The 15,822-nt window shown below is 70.3% G+C and carries 15 protein-coding genes and 1 pseudogene; 10 read left to right on the forward strand and 6 right to left on the reverse strand.

Going from position 1 to position 15,822, the window contains the following annotated elements; genetic code table 11:
• Positions 1-51 precede the first annotated feature (51 nt).
• Positions 52-201, forward strand: a complete 150-nt coding sequence (locus ABZ079_RS29575; RefSeq protein WP_356942539.1) for a hypothetical protein — start codon at positions 52-54, stop codon at positions 199-201.
• A gap of 62 nt (positions 202-263) precedes the next feature.
• On the opposite strand, the gene ABZ079_RS29580 is transcribed toward ABZ079_RS29575, so the two are convergent.
• Positions 264-980 (reverse strand): DUF4232 domain-containing protein, encoded by a 717-nt coding sequence (locus tag ABZ079_RS29580; RefSeq protein WP_356942482.1) that lies wholly within the window; start codon positions 978-980, stop codon positions 264-266.
• A gap of 861 nt (positions 981-1,841) precedes the next feature.
• Here ABZ079_RS29580 and ABZ079_RS29585 point away from each other — a divergent pair.
• From ABZ079_RS29585 to ABZ079_RS29600, 4 genes are all read left to right on the forward strand, one after another.
• Positions 1,842-2,375 carry a hypothetical protein gene (locus tag ABZ079_RS29585; protein ID WP_356942483.1) on the forward strand — a complete coding sequence of 178 codons (534 nt, stop codon included), beginning with the start codon at positions 1,842-1,844 and terminating at the stop codon, positions 2,373-2,375.
• A 37-nt stretch (positions 2,376-2,412) separates the two neighbouring features.
• On the forward strand, positions 2,413-2,973 hold the full coding sequence (locus tag ABZ079_RS29590; protein WP_356942484.1) for a hypothetical protein: 561 nt from the start codon (positions 2,413-2,415) through the stop codon (positions 2,971-2,973).
• Between the two features lie 36 nt (positions 2,974-3,009).
• Complete coding sequence (locus tag ABZ079_RS29595) at positions 3,010-3,258, forward strand: hypothetical protein (protein WP_356942485.1); 249 nt, start codon at positions 3,010-3,012, stop codon at positions 3,256-3,258.
• A gap of 699 nt (positions 3,259-3,957) precedes the next feature.
• The gene (locus tag ABZ079_RS29600) at positions 3,958-4,353 is read left to right on the forward strand and encodes a hypothetical protein (RefSeq protein ID WP_356942486.1); all 396 of its coding nucleotides are present in this window, start codon (positions 3,958-3,960) and stop codon (positions 4,351-4,353) included.
• A 455-nt stretch (positions 4,354-4,808) separates the two neighbouring features.
• Here the strand turns inward: ABZ079_RS29600 and ABZ079_RS29605 are convergent, their stop codons facing one another.
• Positions 4,809-6,437, reverse strand: a complete 1,629-nt coding sequence (locus ABZ079_RS29605) for a serine/threonine-protein kinase (RefSeq protein WP_356942487.1) — start codon at positions 6,435-6,437, stop codon at positions 4,809-4,811.
• 311 nt (positions 6,438-6,748) lie between these two features.
• Here ABZ079_RS29605 and ABZ079_RS29610 point away from each other — a divergent pair.
• Positions 6,749-6,871, forward strand: a pseudogene (locus tag ABZ079_RS29610) (hypothetical protein); the annotation flags it as partial.
• Between the two features lie 117 nt (positions 6,872-6,988).
• Here the strand turns inward: ABZ079_RS29610 and ABZ079_RS29615 are convergent.
• On the reverse strand, positions 6,989-7,756 hold the full coding sequence (locus tag ABZ079_RS29615) for an aminotransferase class V-fold PLP-dependent enzyme (protein ID WP_356942488.1): 768 nt from the start codon (positions 7,754-7,756) through the stop codon (positions 6,989-6,991).
• 287 nt (positions 7,757-8,043) lie between these two features.
• Positions 8,044-8,562 carry a hypothetical protein gene (locus ABZ079_RS29620; protein ID WP_356942489.1) on the reverse strand — a complete coding sequence of 173 codons (519 nt, stop codon included), beginning with the start codon at positions 8,560-8,562 and terminating at the stop codon, positions 8,044-8,046.
• Between the two features lie 425 nt (positions 8,563-8,987).
• Between ABZ079_RS29620 and ABZ079_RS29625 the strand changes: the two genes are divergently transcribed.
• The 3 genes from ABZ079_RS29625 to ABZ079_RS29635 all read left to right on the forward strand — a co-directional run bounded on the left by ABZ079_RS29625 (position 8,988) and on the right by ABZ079_RS29635 (position 12,045).
• On the forward strand, positions 8,988-9,944 hold the full coding sequence (locus ABZ079_RS29625) for an NlpC/P60 family protein (protein ID WP_356942490.1): 957 nt from the start codon (positions 8,988-8,990) through the stop codon (positions 9,942-9,944).
• Between the two features lie 149 nt (positions 9,945-10,093).
• Positions 10,094-11,314, forward strand: a complete 1,221-nt coding sequence (locus ABZ079_RS29630; protein ID WP_356942491.1) for a hypothetical protein — start codon at positions 10,094-10,096, stop codon at positions 11,312-11,314.
• Positions 11,315-11,685: 371 nt separating this feature from the next.
• A complete protein-coding gene (locus ABZ079_RS29635; RefSeq protein ID WP_356942492.1) occupies positions 11,686-12,045 on the forward strand; it encodes a hypothetical protein in 360 nt (119 codons plus the stop codon).
• A 262-nt stretch (positions 12,046-12,307) separates the two neighbouring features.
• Here the strand turns inward: ABZ079_RS29635 and ABZ079_RS29640 are convergent, their stop codons facing one another.
• Positions 12,308-12,841 carry a 2'-5' RNA ligase family protein gene (locus ABZ079_RS29640; RefSeq protein ID WP_356942493.1) on the reverse strand — a complete coding sequence of 178 codons (534 nt, stop codon included), beginning with the start codon at positions 12,839-12,841 and terminating at the stop codon, positions 12,308-12,310.
• Positions 12,842-13,625: 784 nt separating this feature from the next.
• Between ABZ079_RS29640 and ABZ079_RS29645 the strand changes: the two genes are divergently transcribed.
• The gene (locus ABZ079_RS29645) at positions 13,626-14,093 is read left to right on the forward strand and encodes a hypothetical protein (RefSeq protein WP_356942494.1); all 468 of its coding nucleotides are present in this window, start codon (positions 13,626-13,628) and stop codon (positions 14,091-14,093) included.
• Between the two features lie 463 nt (positions 14,094-14,556).
• On the opposite strand, the gene ABZ079_RS29650 is transcribed toward ABZ079_RS29645, so the two are convergent.
• Positions 14,557-15,801, reverse strand: a complete 1,245-nt coding sequence (locus ABZ079_RS29650; protein ID WP_356942495.1) for an MFS transporter — start codon at positions 15,799-15,801, stop codon at positions 14,557-14,559.
• Positions 15,802-15,822: the final 21 nt, after the last annotated feature.

Below are 15,822 nucleotides of genomic sequence, written 5' to 3' on the forward strand. Positions count from 1 at the left end.
TCCGCCGCCTGGACGGCGCAGTGGCCCCGCCGTCGTGCCCGGTGCTGAAGCATGGTGGTGAAGTGCGCCGGCCGGATCACCACGGGCGGACACCGCTACCTCGTCGCTTTCCTCTCGGATGGCGACACCTCGTTGAAGGACGGCACTGCCCTGGTGGAACGGGCCGCCCGGGCCGCCGTCTTCTGCGCGACGGCTCGCTGACGGCACGCCGCCCCCGGCGCTCGGCAGGGGCGGCGTCCTTCACTCGCGGAAAAAGGGCGCTGTCAGGAGGGCTTGAGCGCGGAGACCGCGGTCGCGGTGACCTTGTTGTCGCACTCGGCGAACTCGCCGTCCGACAGGGCGACCTGGTGGGCGCCCGCCCCGGGCAGGCCGACCACCAGCGTCGGGTACACGGCGGGGTCCGCGCCGGACGCGCAGTAGCCGTCACCCTCGCCCTGAACCTGTACGAAGGTCAGCTTCACCCACGCCTTTCCGCCCGGCGCGACCCGCACGCTCGACGCGGAGCCCGTAGGGGTCACCGACAGCGGAGTGTTGTGCTCGGGGGAGCCGTTGCCCGCCCCGGCCACCGTCGGGTGGCCCATGAGGACGCACGGCTTTCCGGAGACGTTGGTGAACTCCACGATCGCCGCTCCGGTGCCGGTGCCGACCGGACGGTTAGCGGCCTGGTACACCCTCGCCTTCAGGGCCGTGACCGCACACTTGGACGCGGTGCCGGCCGAGGTGGCGGTCGCCGAGGTGGCGGTCGCCGGGGAGGCGGGGGCGCCGGAAGCGGGCGTGCCGGCGCCGGAGGTCCGCGAGGTCGCGGGGGCCGGACTGGTGGGAGAGGTGGCCGTGGGGGATGCGGCCGCAGTGGTCGGGGCGGTGGAGGACGTCCCGGCCGTGGAATCGCCGCCATCCGACTGGCACGCCGTCAGCGCCAGCGCGGCCGCGATCAGGCCCAGCGCCGAGGCGGCGACGCGGCTGGTGTTTCCGTACTGCATGGGTTCCCCCGATGTTCGAAGTGCAAAGGTCAACCGGTTCCGAGCCGGTGTTCACCGAGAGAGACAGCCGCCGCCGGACCAGGGTTCCGCTGTGGATCACTTGTGGCATGGCGGTGACAAGAACTAGCCCGGATCGACACGGAAGGCCCGTGCGGGGGCCGGTCCGGCGGCGTGGCGTGTGAGGTGCCGGCCCGGTTCGTAGCGGAATGTGCGAGCCGGCTGGCAGGCGGGTATGACGGTGAACCGTATCGGCCTGGCGGTGCACGGCGGACGGGCGGATGCCGTGGCTGCCGCGGGCGGCATGCGGGACTGATGCGCCGAGCACCCGGTGGGGTGTGCCGGCATCGACGTGCGGCAGGACGGCGAGCGGCACAGCGCCCGGGAGGAGATCGACACGGCGGGCGATCCGGACCTGATCGGCAGCCTGGGCGGCGACGGAACCCTTCTTGCGCGGTGCCCGCCCGGCGGCCGAGAACGACGTCCTGGTCCTCGGCGTCGACCTGGGACGGGCCGGCTTCCTGACGGAGGTCCCGGCCACCTCGGTGCGCGCGGCGCTGGACGCCGTACGGCAGGAGCGGAACGCCGTCGAGAGCCGGATGCTTCTCACCCTGCGGCCGTCGTGCCGGCTGGAGGTGCCGCAGCACATGGAGCCACTGATGCGGTATGGCCGTGGACCGCTCTCGCCCCCGCCCCAGCCCCCGGTGCGCACGCAGTGCGAGGTCGATGACGACTGGGGGATCGCCCTGAACGTCACCGCGCTCGACGACATCGCGCTGGAGAAGCTGGCCAGGGACCGGCAGGTGTCGGTCGGGTCTCTCTGGCCGGCCGGCCCCTCGCCTCTCCCGCGCCGACGCGCTGGTGATGGCCACGCCCACGGGGTCGACCGCGTACGGCTTCGCCGCCGGTGGTCCGGTCGTCTCGCCGCGCGCGGAAGGTCTCGTCTTGACGCCGGCCGTCCCGCGCATGGCGTTCAACCGGTCGGTCGTGACCGCCCCCGACGAGCCATGGCCTTTCGGGTACTCGAACGGTCGGGTCAGGCCGCCGTATGCATCGCCGGCAAAATGCGCGGCGTGCCGGGCCCCGGCGACTGGACCGGCGTGTACGCCGCTCCCCGCCGGCTCAAGGCGGTCCGGCCGGCCCCATGGACCTCTACGGCCGGCTGCGGGAGCGCATGACCTCACCGATGCTCCCGCCACGCTCGCCGACGGAACCGACCGCTCCCCTGTGGCCGGTGAGCACACCACGATCGGGCGATCTCGCTCACCTCGCCCTGCCACCCGCTCCGGACGGGGCCCCCGGCTGTGCCGGGCGGCGAGATACAAACGCAACATATTCCGGCCGCCCCGGCATGCAACCATTCACCATACCTGCGTGTCTCACCCCATAAAGGCATGACACGACTAAGGGAGATCTTATGCGAAGAATCTGGGCAATGGCGGCGGCATTCATTGTCGGGGCTGCCGGGTTGGGAGCGTCGACGACCGCCGCGGGCGCCGCATCGGCGGCCACTGCGCATGCCACGGCCTGCGCGACCGGCTGGGGCAGCGGCGACAAGGGCGGGTCCGCCACGGGAGCCGTCCCGCTGAAGAACATCAGGGCCGGACGGCACGACTGCTTCGACCGCATGGTGTTCGACGTGCCCGGCGCTGGGCGTTCCCTCGGCTACCAGGTCGGGTACGTCCACCGGCTCCATCAGAGCGCATCCGGTCGTTACATCCCCGTCGGCGGTGGGGCCGTACTCGACGTCCACGTCGGTGCACCGAGTTACGACCCGGAGAGTGGCACGGTCACGTACCCGGGCCGGGTGGGCCGCTCCCTTCCGGGCGTGGACCTCCGTGGATACCGCACGTTCATGGACACCCGGTTCGCCGGCAGCTTCGAAGGGGAGACACAGATCGGCCTCGGCGTCCGTGCCCGTCTGCCGTTCCGGGTGCTCCAGTTGCCCGGCCATCTGGTGATCGACGTGGCTCACAACTGGACAGGCCAGCGCTGAGCGCACCGTGCGTGGCTGCGCAGAGGCAGCCGGGCGGTGAAGTCCTCGAAACTGAGCAGCACCTCGTCCTCGGGCGGGAAGCCCGCTTGCCGGGGCGCGGCCGGCGGCTTCGGCTTCCTGCTCCTGGCGGCGCTCCTCGTCCTGCATCTGCTGCGCGCGTTCGGCTTCGGCATCGGCGGACGGAGCGTGACGACGCAGCACAGTTGGCACATCAGCACGCTTGTTGGCGAACGTCGCCGATGTTGTTCCTGTGCAGCTGGTCAGCCGATCCACCCGTTGCAGTGATGCGAACTGTTCAAACCCGGCGTCCTGGCAGCGTGGTTTTCGGGCAGCGGCCTGGGCTTTGGGGATGCCGTGTACGGTTCCGCAGTGACCTTCGGTGTTCGTCTTCGAGCCGCCCACAGCGACAGCTCTTCAACCTTGATCCTTACAGCGGCATCATCCGCCAGCGCCAGCCGCTCTCCGAGGCATGCTTGCTCAAGATCGCCTCGTCCACGGATGACGCCGTCAGGACCGCCGCCATGACGGTGACTGCTGCGAGCGCCCAGTCGAGTTCTTCCCGCTCCCACAGCTGGTCGGGCAGATGACCCCCACAGCCGCGCAGACGGACTAATTCGCCCGGCGGGACCGGAACCATCGGTCCTGGCGGCCCATCGGTTCCATACCGCCGGGCGATGAAGCGGTGCCGGATCCCGTGCTCCCACTCGGGCTTGCTGCCGACGAAGACAGCCGCGAGCGCCGTACGAGGCACTCATGGAGCGGCTCGCGGAAAAACCGAAGATTGTCGTCCGTCTTTCAGCCGACGACACCGGCGCGGCCGGCCTCATGGAGACGTGGACCCGCACCCTGAGCGGACAGGTGACGGTTGCGTCTTCGATGTCAGAAGCAGCACTCGCGCTCCAACCTCCGCGGGTGCCGCGCCGGCCCTGCCGCCTCTCCGTGCCATCGAACGCGGCTACGGGAGTCAGATGCGATCCTTCGGGGATGAACCATCTCGCCGACACGAACCTGCACACCTGGACGCTGCGCTTCATGGCCCTCCTCGCAGCCGACGCCCAGGACCAGATTGCCTGGCTGGGCGAGCGTGAGCTGGAAACGAAGGACGCAGTTGAAGAGGCGGAACTTCTCTGCCGCGTCTCCGAAGGACTCGCTGAACGTGGAGTGCTCGAGTCCGCGGATCTGCACGACCTTCGGGCCATCGGCCGTCGCCTCGGCGAGATCGATACCGCGTGCCGCGTCGGCCTCTGGGCCAACTCCCTGGCCACAGATCCGGCCTGGGACGACATACGTTCCCTCACCCGTCAGTTCCTCCTCACGAGGCTGGGCGACTGGCGTCAGCCACTGCCACGCGCCGTGCGCCCGCCTACGGGTGACCATTGAGCGCGTCAGGCCGCCTGGGCGACTCAGACGCAGTCGGTGCCGCACACACGGAATCGCGGGAACGTCGTCGTGGCTACGTTCGGCAGAATTCGTGAACACACTTCGCGACGAGCAGGATGCCTACCAGGACACCGCGTTTCTCGCCTACTCCGCGGTTCACCCGCTCCTCGAGCGCGACCACGCCGGCGTCGCAGACCGATGCCGACCATATCTTCAGCCCCCAATCGCACCTGCGGCGTACGGATCGCGTACGCATTGCGTACGCCGCTGGATCCCGGCAGCGGGAGCGGGCAATGGCGGTCGAGCTGGACCGAACGGGCACACCGCGTTGCTTGGCGGGCACACCGCGTTGCTTCGCGCGCCCATCGCCCAAGGTAGAGGTCGCTAGACCTGGCCGTCCTCCCGGCCGTAGGACCTTCTGGACTGCGGCTGCTGCGCCCTCCTCCCTCGGGTGGTCATCGGCTGTCTGGGCTGCGGTGAAGGCGAGAGGGTGCGCCTGCGGACTGGGCGCCCTCCTCCCCGAGGGTCATCGTGTCGTCATCCGACAGCTCCACGACGTACACGTGCCCCTTCTCGCAGGTCAGAAGGGGGGCTGAGCGGTCGGTGGGGTGGCTTGTGACCGCCTCGAGGGTGACGGTGGCTCCGCGTACGCCCCGCAGTTCGAGGGCTTCGGTGCAGCCCACCTCGCGTTGAGTGCCGGCCTCTGTGACGTTGCTGACCTGCTTGCCGGCGAGTTCTCCGACGGCGGCGGCGTGCAGGGTCAGCGTGACCTTGAACGAAGTGGTGCGAGGCACGAGTCCGCCATCGGAGCGAGGGTTGCCCGGCCCGCTGCCGGTCCAGACTCCCGTCCACTTTCGCGGGAGTGTCGGCACGGTCGCCGAGGTGGAGGGTGTGGGGCGCCCGCCGTCCTTCGCGTCCGTTCCTGCCCGGTCGTCTCGCCCGTCGAACGGGTGCAACAGCGCGACCAGGGTGACGGCGACGACCGCCGCAGCCGCGGCAGCAATCCACCAAACGTGCGATGTCGATGTCATGGACTGCCTGGTGCCGGTGGCCGCGGGCGATACGCCAGTGGGGCCGCTCGGCCTTGCGCGGGGGGAGGTCGGGGGTCCGAAAACGCCTACAGGGCCGGCTGCGGCCGGGGGTGGCGGGGCAGTTCCACCGGCGGGGGGCGGGGTTGCGGTCCGGGTGGGCGGTGGTGGAGCCGTCATGACGATGGCGGTTGTGACCGTGGGTGCCGTGACCAGGCGCGTCACTTCCGCCTCCCGGGCCGCGAGTTCGTCACCGAGGCCGGGTGGCAGTGTCTGTTTCCAGGTCGAGCCGGATCGGCGGGGCAGCAGGTCGGTCAGTTCCCTGCTGATGGGTCGCTGCTCGGGCTGCTTGGCCAGGCAGCGTCTCACGACGGGCAGCAACTCCGGTGGCAGGGCCTCGATGTGAGCCTGTTCGTGCACGATGCGGTACAGCAGCGAGGCCGCCGAGACCTCCTCTCCCGGGTGCTGGAACGGGTTGCGTCCGGTTGCCGCGAACACCAGGACGCAGCCGAGGGAGAAGACGTCGCCGGCCTCGGTCACGATGCCCTGGGCGACCTGCTCGGGGGCCAGGTAGCCCGGAGAGCCGATGACGCCGCCGCTGTGGGTGTGCCGTGAGTCGTCGACTGCCCGGGCGATACCGAAGTCGATGAGCATGGGCCGTTCGCGGCCCAGCAGGATGTTGGACGGCTTGATGTCCCGGTGCGCCAGCGAGCAGGCGTGTACAGCCGCGACGGCGGCAGCCAGTTCGCCGGCCAGCGCACGCAGTGCGACCGGCGGGAGCGGCCCGTGTGCCGCGACCCAGTCGGCCAACGACGGCGCCGGGACGTACTCGGTCGCAAGCCACTGAGGGCGGTGGCCGGGTGGACTGAAATCGATGACGGAGACGGTGAACGGCGACCGGACGAGGTCGCTGTTGCGGACTTCCCGGGCGAACCGCGTCTCGAAGTCGGGTGCCTCGGCCAAATCCGGGCGAACGGTCTTCAGCGCGAGCGGCCGTCCGGCCGTCGTACGGGACAGATAGACCTGGCCCATGCCTCCGGCGCCCAGGCGTGCCAAGATCGGGTATCCCCCGACAGCAGCCGGATCCGCCGCCTCCACCGGTTTCACGCGCCCCTCCCCCAGTCTTGCCGTCTCACCCTCGCAGCGACGGCGCTGCGCGGATTTTGCGGGCGGCCAGCAGGATACGCGGACGGCATATGGATGAGCCCGGCACCGGCGACCGCAGGACGCCTGCGCCCTGGTATTCAAGGTCGAAGACCAGCAGCAGGTACTGACCTCCGGACAGCAGTGCCAGGCGATCGACAGGACACGCAGACCACCACCCATGTCATCGTCCGGCGCGTGTCACCTCGCAGGACCTCGCCGGCGGAGCGGTGTACTTCACCTACAACCAGAACACCGGCACGGTCGGCATCGACACGGCCAGGAGCCAACTGCCCGACCAGCTCACCTACCAGGCATCCGGCAACAACCGGTTCACCTTCACCTGACCCCCTGACCGCATACCTGCACCGGCGAGCCGCGGGGACAACCCGGGGAGTGCAACAGCCGGTTCCTCACAGCGGTGCCTTCCCGAAGCGAGACCAAGACGTCGGCGAGTGCTTCGGTCAAGGCGTTGGTTTGGCGGCGCTTGAGCCGACGCTGAAGGTGATGATGCCCGACCGGACGTGCGCCTCCCGGGGCGTGATGACGGAGACTCCGAGGCGGTCGAGTCCACCGATCAACTGTCGGTGAGCCCGCCGATGTACTTGGCTGTGGTCCCGGTTCCGAGCTCCAGCGCCAGTGGCAGGCTGGCCGCAAGCCCGACCGCACCAGGGCAGTTCCCGGCGCCGCCGTTCTCCCACCGGCGGGCGTCGGTGTGAACGGCATCTCCTGCGCCGGCCGATGCCAGCGGTCTGAAGATGTTCGTCCCAATCGCCGTCGGGGCATTCGACCGCCGGATATCCCGACAGCGGCGTACGCAGCCGTTCCCTGACGGTCGGCGTGAAATGGAGCAGCCCGGCGCCGAACGGAGCGTTCAGCCACTTGTGTCCGCCACAGACCAAGACGTCGACAGGTAACCGGCTCACATCCAGCGGAATGGCACCAAGTTGCTGGACGGCGTCCGCTACCAGCCACACCCCGCACTCCCGGCACAGCTGCCCGATGGCCGCCAAGTCGGCGCGGTAGCCGTTGGTCCACTGCACGCTGCCCAGCGCCAGCACTCGGGTCTCGGGCCGCAACGCCACACGCAGCGCGTCGACGGTGACCCGGCCGGCTGGTGCGGCACGGTGTCCAGACCGATTCCGTCCGCCTAGCTGAGGCCACACCGAACCGACCTGCGTGAACTCCAGATCCCTGTCCCGGTGGCGCTGCCCCGCCGTCCGCAGGCGCACAGGGGGCGACAGCGGGAGCGCGGAACGGACGGCAGGGCACGGCCACCAGCGGCGCCGTGCCCTGTCTGTCGGTCGCTGCGCGAATCGTTCGTTCTGCGGGTTGGCCGTCAGCCCTCGCCGGGGGGCGGGACGAGGGACGGGTCAGCCGACGGGCTGTTGCGGCGGCCGGGGCTCCCGCCAACTTGACCGGTACCTCGGTGGGTTCATGCTTGCGGCCCAGACCCTCACCGTGCGTGTGGGTTCGCCCTTGACCGGGCGAACCCACAGCGTCCGTGCCTAAGGGTGGGTTACCTGGTGGGCGGGTTGTTGACTTCCTGGTACCGGAACTGGCCCCGGTAACAGCCGATGATGACGTTCATCTCATTGGTCGTTCCGCAGCTTTCGTTCGCCGGGTACCAGGGGCTGGCCTTCGGGATCTTCGCTTCAGGGCCCTTGGCGATCGTCTGGTACGAGCTGGCGTAACCCCTCCAGCCCTCGATGCGCTTGCACCTGTGGTCGTACCGGTAGAAGAACTCTCCCGTCCCGGAGCGGAACCGCACGTTGGTCTCGCCGACGCGGAACCAGCCCGTGGTCTTGTTCCACATGAAGTTCTTCCGCGGCTTGTACTGCTTCCAGCCGGTGTTGCAGTCCGGTGGCATCTGCTTGGCCTCGGCGGCTGCCGGTTGCACGGTGTCCGAGCTGGCAGAGGAGGTTTCGCCGGTGAACCCGCCGTTGACCGCGGTCACTCCCGCAGCCGCTCCGAGTGTGCTCGCGAGGACCGCGGCGATCACCAGAGGACGGGTTACCCGGGCTCGTATGAGTTGCATGCTGACGCTCCAGCGTTGAAGGGATGAGGTGTCAGCGCCGAATGCCGGACCGGATTGAGTAGGCGGCCTGGCGCGCGGCGCGCTTGCCCGCGGTCGTCGACACCAGCGAGCGGCAGAGCCGGCCCGACAACGCGTGTGGCGACGCCTTCGACTGGGGGCATCACCCGGCGCTGCGGGGCGGTGGAAGAAGGGTTGCCCGCTGGTTGGAGGCCGGGCAACACATTGCGGCGGCTGGGACAGTCCCACCTTGCCCGTGCAGGTCGGATGGGGTGTCCATCCGCATGTCCTCCATTCTTGAGCACGGTTGTGTCCGGGCTGGACGCACCTGGACTGTCCCGGACGCCTGAGGATCTGGCGGGACGCCTTCGCGGCGAAACAACCTCCTTGCCGGGCCGCGAACTACGCGGTTTCTCAAGGAGGTTGAGATGGGACAGCAGACGGTGCTCCCGCCCTCGTGGCAGGCGCCCAGGAAGCAGACCGCGGGGAAGGGGCCCCGGCCGACGCCGGTGTCGCACCGCAGGCCGCGCACCCCCGGCGCCCGCGCGAAGAAGATCCGCCTTGGCATAGCGGCCGTGGCGGGGCTGACCGTGGGGTTCGTGCTCTCGGTGCTGGCGGGCATGCTGTTGGCCGTGCACGGCCCATCTGACTCGTCGGCGGTCGGTGGGCCGTCGGTCACGCCGCGGCCGGAAGCCCCGGCGGTGCCCGGTCCCGCGCAGGCAGAGCCGACCAAGCCCGCCGAGCCGAGCACCGCCAAGGCCAAGTCCGCGAAGGTGGAGAAGATCGCCCTGCGGCCGGGTGACACGCTGTGGGAGCTGGCGCGTACGCACGGCACGACCGTGAAGGCGCTGCAGCGGCTCAACCACCTGGGATCGTCGACCCTGATCTACGCCGGGCACTCGCTGCGCGTTCCCGTGAAGCCGGACGCTTCCGGTTCCGCCCAGCCGTCGAGGACCACCCCGTCGGCGACCGCTCCTGCGCCGGGCCGGCAGCCCAGCACGGCGCCCACCACCAGGCCCGCCAAGCCCGCAAGGTCCGCGGCGAAGGCCGTCGTCGCCTACGCCGAGGAGCAGTTGGGCAAGCCCTACGTGTGGGGCGGTGCGGGGCCTCGCGGTTTCGACTGCTCCGGCCTGGTGATGCGGGCATGGCAGGCGGCCGGGGTGGCATTGCCGCGCACCACCTGGGGGCAGATCCACGCCGGAGCAGGCACCACCCGAAGCCGCCTGGTGCCCGGTGACCTCGTCCTGTCCTACGGCGGTGGACACGTCGGGCTGTACATCGGCAACGGGCGGGTCATTCACGCCCCGCGGCCCGGCACCGTGGTCACCACCGCGCCCCTGCCCGCCCCCGGCAACGTCGTCGCCTACCGCCACATACACCCGTGAACGATCGAGCAGGCGGTACGAACGACGTGTCCTCGGCGGCAGTCGGCACCCGGTCCTCGAACTTGGCTCAACGACGCTGGAGAACAGCGCTGATGTACAGATCAACTGCCTCTAAGCTCCCTTGGTACCCAAGAGACGAGGGAGTGGTGATGGGACAAGGGCCCGACCCGGCAACGGCGCACAGCCCTGAGCAGTTCGTGGAACTGATGCGGCAGTTACGCCGCTGGGCGGACCTGAGTTACCGGCAGCTGGAACGCATCGCCACCGATGCCGGCGACGTCCTGCCGCGCGCGACGATCTCCGCCGCCCTCAGCCGCGACGAACTCCCCCGCGCCGAACTCCTGGCCGCCTACGTACGGGCATGCGGCGGCGACGACGACACGGTGGCCACATGGCTCGACGCCCGACGGCGCCTGTCCATATCCGGTACCGCGTCACCACCGCCCGCCAGCCAGCGCGCACCGCAAACCGCCATCCAGGAGGACGACGACCCGCCGCAGGCAACGGTGCAGGCCCCCATGGACGCAGCCGCCGAGGAGCAGGGCCCGGACACCGGCCCGGCCGACGAACCGACGACTGGCGACCCGGCCGACGGCATCACCCGCCCAAGGAGCACGCAGTCCCATTGGCGCCGGCAGGGACCACTGGTCGCGATCGCCGCATGCACCGTCGTGGGGATACTGGCGCTGGCCTTGTGGCCGAACGGCCACGGTTCAGACCACCACCTCGGCAGCGCACCCAAGAGCACCCAACCCGGGAACACCTCGCCCGGCACACGTTCCGCGCAGCCGACCCCTTCGCCCACCGACAGCCGGACGGCCGACACCGACCCCGCCACCTCCCCCACCGCCTCGCCGGTCGAACACGAAAGGTCGACCACCCCCCGCCCCAGCCACAGCCCCACGCGCGTTTCCGCTCGGATGCCGGCTGCCGGCTGGACCCGCATACACCCGGCCTCCTCTCCCTCTCTCTGTCTCACCGAGGGACGCGAACGCAACGGGCGCACCGACCGAGAGATCGCCGTTCAGCACTCCTGCGCAGACGCCCCTCTCCCCCGCGTCTACATGGAAAAGCTGAGCGGCCAGACCTACCGCATCCAGTGGCACAACCCCGACCCGGGCAAGGGCATCGGCTGCCTGGCCGTAGACGGCGCCTCGACCTCCCCCGGAGCCCTGCTCGCCCCCCGAGACTGCGCGGACAGCAACAACCAGAAATTCCGCCTGGAAACTTCCGGCACCGGCTTCCGACTCCGGCCACTCCACAGCAGCCTCTGCGTGGGATTCGTGCCCCCCATCGCAGACGGCGCCGAAGCCGTGCAGGCCGACTGCACCGAGGCCTCCAGCCAGGCATTCACCTTCACCAGAAGCTGAGCCGGCGAACTATCGGCACTGCGGGCCCAGCACCTGGTGACATCGTGGCCGATGCGGAGACGACCAGGCCCGGGCGTCGTAGCCCGATGAGTAGAAGTACTCACGACGCCCACCGAGCTGCCGGGCAGGATCGGGGGATGACGACGCCAAGGAAGACGAGAGCCCGGCTCGGGATGCTGCCGTTAGCGGGGATGGTCCTGCTGGCGGCCGGGTGCGGAACGCAGCGGGCAGGGGATACCGCCGACTCGGACCGGCGTTCGCACCCAACGCCGACCGGCATATCGACGCCGAGTACACCAGCGGACTTCCCCTGCCCCGGTGAAAGCCCCGAGCCGACGGCGCCCACGGCCGCCACTACCCCCAGTTCAACCGTGCCGCCGACCGACCACTACGCCGAAAACCACGGCTTCAGAGTTCCCATCCCGCTCCACGGCCAGAGCCGCTGCGACGGCCTCACCGCCGTCGGACGCATCAAGAGGGCACTCGAACCGCTGCGCCAGCGCGGCGACTTCGCCCCGGACAGGGTCCGCAACGCGCTCACCAGCCTCGGCTACTCCGCCGGGAAGGTTCAGGCATACCAGGACGGGTCCGCCGGGGTCGACTTCCTCATCGACATCGGCGCTTCTCCCTGGTGTGTGGAGGGCACGATGAGCAGTGACTCCACCAAGGCGGATGCCTTCGGTGGCTACCCCGACGGCACCGGTTGCGAGCCCCCAAGCGGCGGCCACTGACCTTCCGGCACTCGGTGCTGGGGTTCCTGTTCAACGTCGACCGCTCCACCAACGCTCGGTTGAATCCCTTCCTTCTGACCGAGCCCGCGTGACGGCGGGGCCTCGGCTGGCCTGGGCGCAGTCTATGGAGGCGTCGCCGAACAGCGCCGCAAGAGCCTGATGCGTCTGCGAACGGACAACTGACACTCACGCGGCGAGCAACCGACGCGACGGTGCGGGCTACCGCTCCGCGGTGGGCTGACCGGTCGGGGGTCGGGGCGTCTCAGGAACGGGGCTCCAGCACCTCCAGGGCGCCGGTCTCGGTGTCGTAGCTACGCAGGGTGGTGAGCCAGACCGACAGCGGCGGCGCCGGCAGCAGCTCGGGGACCCGCCGGCCGGCGAAGGCACCGGACCGCCGGGTCCGGCCGAGGGTTATGTGAGGGCTCCAGCGTCCGGGTTCGTGGAAGGGATTGAGGGTCTCGGGCGGGCTGTCCGAGGCAACCGCCTCCCATACCCGGCGGTGCACGGCGGACAGCGCGGAGTCGAGGTCGAGCGCCCAGGCCAGCACCGAGGTGGGCCGCTCGAAGCGGACCACGCCGGTGAACCGCACCGGCAGCGGCAAGGCTGCGGCCACCTCGGCGAGCTCCCAGCGAATCGGGGCGGTCAGCTCCGGGCAGGCGGCCAGGGTGAGGTGCGGGCTGTTGGTCGGTGAGCGGTGGCGCGCCTGACTGGGCAGCCCCGCGTCCGCGAGCCGCCGCCAGGCCTCCCGGACCGCCAGATCCGCCGCCTCATCCAGCAGGAGCTCGACCGTGCGCACCGCCGTAGCCTACCGGCGATCGCCTGCGGTGCCGCATGGGCGTAACCGCAGTGGCGCCCCGACGGCCGTTGCACGTCCGTACGCGGTCTGCCGCAGGCCGGGAGCAGACCGGGTCGGCTGCGGTGGTGGAGCAGGCCGCGACAGGGCTTGCCTGCGCCGCTCCTCTTCCGCGTCGGCGCGGGGGGCCTGGTGGCGGTGAGGGCCTCCCCGTCGGGGTTGCCGAGCCCGGCCGTCAGCGTCTGCTCACCCTCCCGTCCCAGCCGCCGGCACACCGCCGAGTCCGCGCCGTGCTCCTTCAGCTGCAACACGGCGACCATGTCGGCGACCTTCGCGGCCGTGGTGTCCGGGAACACGAACGCCGCCGGCGGCAGGCCCTCCCGGCCAGTCCGCGGGTAGTCCCCGGGAGCCCGGCTGACCACCACCGCCCCCACACCCTGCGCCACGACGACCACTACACCGTCCTCGTCGGGATCGTCGCCGCCGGTGGGCAGGGCATGCCCTGCTCCTGAAACGCAGCGCATAGACCCGACCAGTGCCGGTGAAGAAAATCATCCCACCACTGGCACACAGGCCGGATATCATGTCATGCCCCCGGCAGGAAAAGGACGGCGCCATGGACAGATCCGCCTCCAAAAGCCTGGACCGTGCGCGCCTCGTACTGGGCGCAGTCCTGGTGTCGACCGTGCTCTGCGCCTCAGCGAGTGTGGCCGCCCCTGAGAACACGAGCGGAGACACGGGAACGGTCTTAGCTACACATGCGAGCAGTGAACGCGCTTGTCCTGTCGTGTACTTCGACCTGGGCGAAACCCTCGTGCACACCGCCGACGACGGGAGCATCGGCTATCAGCGTGGCGCGGCCTCTTATCTCCGTGCCCTGCGTGAACGCCACATCAAAGTCGGTCTGATCACCAATGTTCCGCCCTCCTGGGGCACGACCGACACCGAGCGTGCCGCCAGGCTGAGAGAAGAGGTCGACGCGACGTGGCGGGGGCCTGTTCCTTTCGCCTGGGAGGATTTCGCAGACCGAATCTTCACTCCGCGCGCCGAGACCGAACGTAAGCCGGCTCCGATCCTCTGGCAGCGCGCGAAGACCGCCTCGGGCCACTGCCGAGTCGTCTACCAGGCGGAGACGGCCGAAGAGGTCACGGTGGCCTCCTCGCTGGGCTTCGTGCCGTACCAGGTGAACCGGCCCCACCGGCCCGCGTTCCTGCCGGCGGGGCTGATTGAACTTTTCGGCCATCGGTCGCGCTGACCGAGGAGCGCGCGCAAGACCCGCCGTTCGTAAGCCTTCCCAGCTGATGGGGTCGTGGCCGGCTCGGAGAGGGGCAGGAAAGCGTCCAGGCGTCGCCAGTTCTCCGCCGCGGTGAGCGGGATGAGGGCTGATGTGTTTCTGCAGCCCCCCTGTTTCTGCAGCCCCCCTTTGCGTCGTTGCTGGCGTTGGCTGCCCGCGGCCCAGTCATAGACGCGCGGACCCTTGGGGCCCGTCCCCGCAGGACAGCCGTTGCCAGGCACGGACGGGCGCTTCCTCGATGAGCTGATCGATGCGGCAGGTCCCGGCCGTGACGCGGCGTCAGGGGACGCCGACCGTCTCGCCGACCGCCTTTCGGGCCCGTCGACAACGCTGCCCTGAGACAGTGAACGAAGCCGTGCGGTGTCTGAGGCGTCTGCAGCAGGTGAGGAGGACCGCCGCGCCGCAGAACCGCCGCGCCGCCCGGTCAGCGCCCGGCGTCCGGTGCGGCGGCGGTCTCCTGGTCCCGGTCCTCCGGCTCCCCGCGCACCAGGCGGGCGTAGCCGGAGGCGGCCACGATGCCGACCGCCAGACTCCCCAGCCACAGCACGTCCGCCCCGTACCGGTCGATGACCAGCCCGCCCAGCAGCGGCGCGGCGAAGGCGGCGACCGACCAGGAGAGCGTGTACACGCCCTGGTAACGCCCCCGCCCCTCAACGGGGGAGAGCCGCGCCACCAGGGCCATCTGGGTGGGGGAGCTGATGATTTCCCCGAGCGTCCAGACGCAGACCGTGAGCACGTAGAAGGGGACGGAGTCGGCGAGAGCCGTGAGGCCGAAGCCCGCACCCGTCAGCAGGGCCGACACCACCAGCAGCGGGCCGGGTGGGCGATGCTCGATGACGTGCGTCACCGGCATCTGCAGCACCACGATGAGGACGCCGTTCGCCGCGATCACCAAGCCGAAGTCGGCGCTGTCGAAATGGGCCTCCCCCATGGCCAGCGGCAGGGCCACCAGGCCCTGCTGGTAGAGCGTCACCAGCAGCAGGTTCAGCCCCACGACGGTCATGAAGCGGACGTCGCGCAGCACGGCCGACAGCGACGTGACACCCTCCGGAACCGCGTCCGGCGCGCTGGGGGGCGCCGGTCGGGACTCCGGCAGCCGGAGGTAGGCGATGGCCGCGCAGAGCAGCGTCAGCAGCGCCTCGCCCAGGAAGAGCCACCGGTAGGAGTGGCGGGCGATGAGGCCGGCCGCGGAGGCCGACAGGGCGAAGCCCAGGTTGATGGCCCAGTAGTTGAGGGCGAACGCGCGCACCCGGTGCCGCTCGGGCACGATGTCGGTCATCATCGCCTGCACCGCTGGGCGGGAGGCGCTGGTGGCCGTCCCGGCCAGCCCGGCGAGCACCGCGATCACGCCCGGATGGGAGGCGAAACCGAGGAGCGCCACCGTGCCCGCGGCGGCCGTCTGGGACACCAGCAGGGTGGGTCTGCGGCCCAGTCGGTCCGTGAGCACTCCGGCCACCAGGTTCCCCGCGGCGCCCCCCAGCCCGTAGAGCGCGGCCACCAAGCCCGCGTAGGTCGCCGAGTACCCCTTCTGCATGGTGAGGTACAGCGCGAGGAACGTGGAGACGAACGCCCCGAGTCGGTTGATCAGGGTGCTTCCCCACAGCCACCAGAACGCGGGCGGGAGCCCGGAGAAGGTGCCGCGGGCGGCGCGTCCGGTGGCCGTCGCCATGTTCGTCATGCTCGACCTCGC

Source organism: Streptomyces sp. NPDC006314, from assembly GCF_040613075.1.
Lineage (GTDB): Bacteria > Actinomycetota > Actinomycetes > Streptomycetales > Streptomycetaceae > Streptomyces.

Excerpts from the sequence above, each read along its gene's own strand:
- ABZ079_RS29575 (WP_356942539.1), top strand. The coding sequence starts at position 52 with ATGGTGGTGAAGTGCGCCGGCCGGATCACCACGGGCGGACACCGCTAC.
- ABZ079_RS29580 (WP_356942482.1), bottom strand. The coding sequence starts at position 980 with ATGCAGTACGGAAACACCAGCCGCGTCGCCGCCTCGGCGCTGGGCCTG.
- ABZ079_RS29585 (WP_356942483.1), top strand. The coding sequence starts at position 1,842 with ATGGCCACGCCCACGGGGTCGACCGCGTACGGCTTCGCCGCCGGTGGT.
- ABZ079_RS29590 (WP_356942484.1), top strand. The coding sequence starts at position 2,413 with ATGGCGGCGGCATTCATTGTCGGGGCTGCCGGGTTGGGAGCGTCGACG.
- ABZ079_RS29600 (WP_356942486.1), top strand. The coding sequence starts at position 3,958 with ATGAACCATCTCGCCGACACGAACCTGCACACCTGGACGCTGCGCTTC.
- ABZ079_RS29620 (WP_356942489.1), bottom strand. The coding sequence starts at position 8,562 with ATGCAACTCATACGAGCCCGGGTAACCCGTCCTCTGGTGATCGCCGCG.
- ABZ079_RS29625 (WP_356942490.1), top strand. The coding sequence starts at position 8,988 with ATGGGACAGCAGACGGTGCTCCCGCCCTCGTGGCAGGCGCCCAGGAAG.
- ABZ079_RS29630 (WP_356942491.1), top strand. The coding sequence starts at position 10,094 with ATGGGACAAGGGCCCGACCCGGCAACGGCGCACAGCCCTGAGCAGTTC.
- ABZ079_RS29650 (WP_356942495.1), bottom strand. The coding sequence starts at position 15,801 with ATGGCGACGGCCACCGGACGCGCCGCCCGCGGCACCTTCTCCGGGCTC.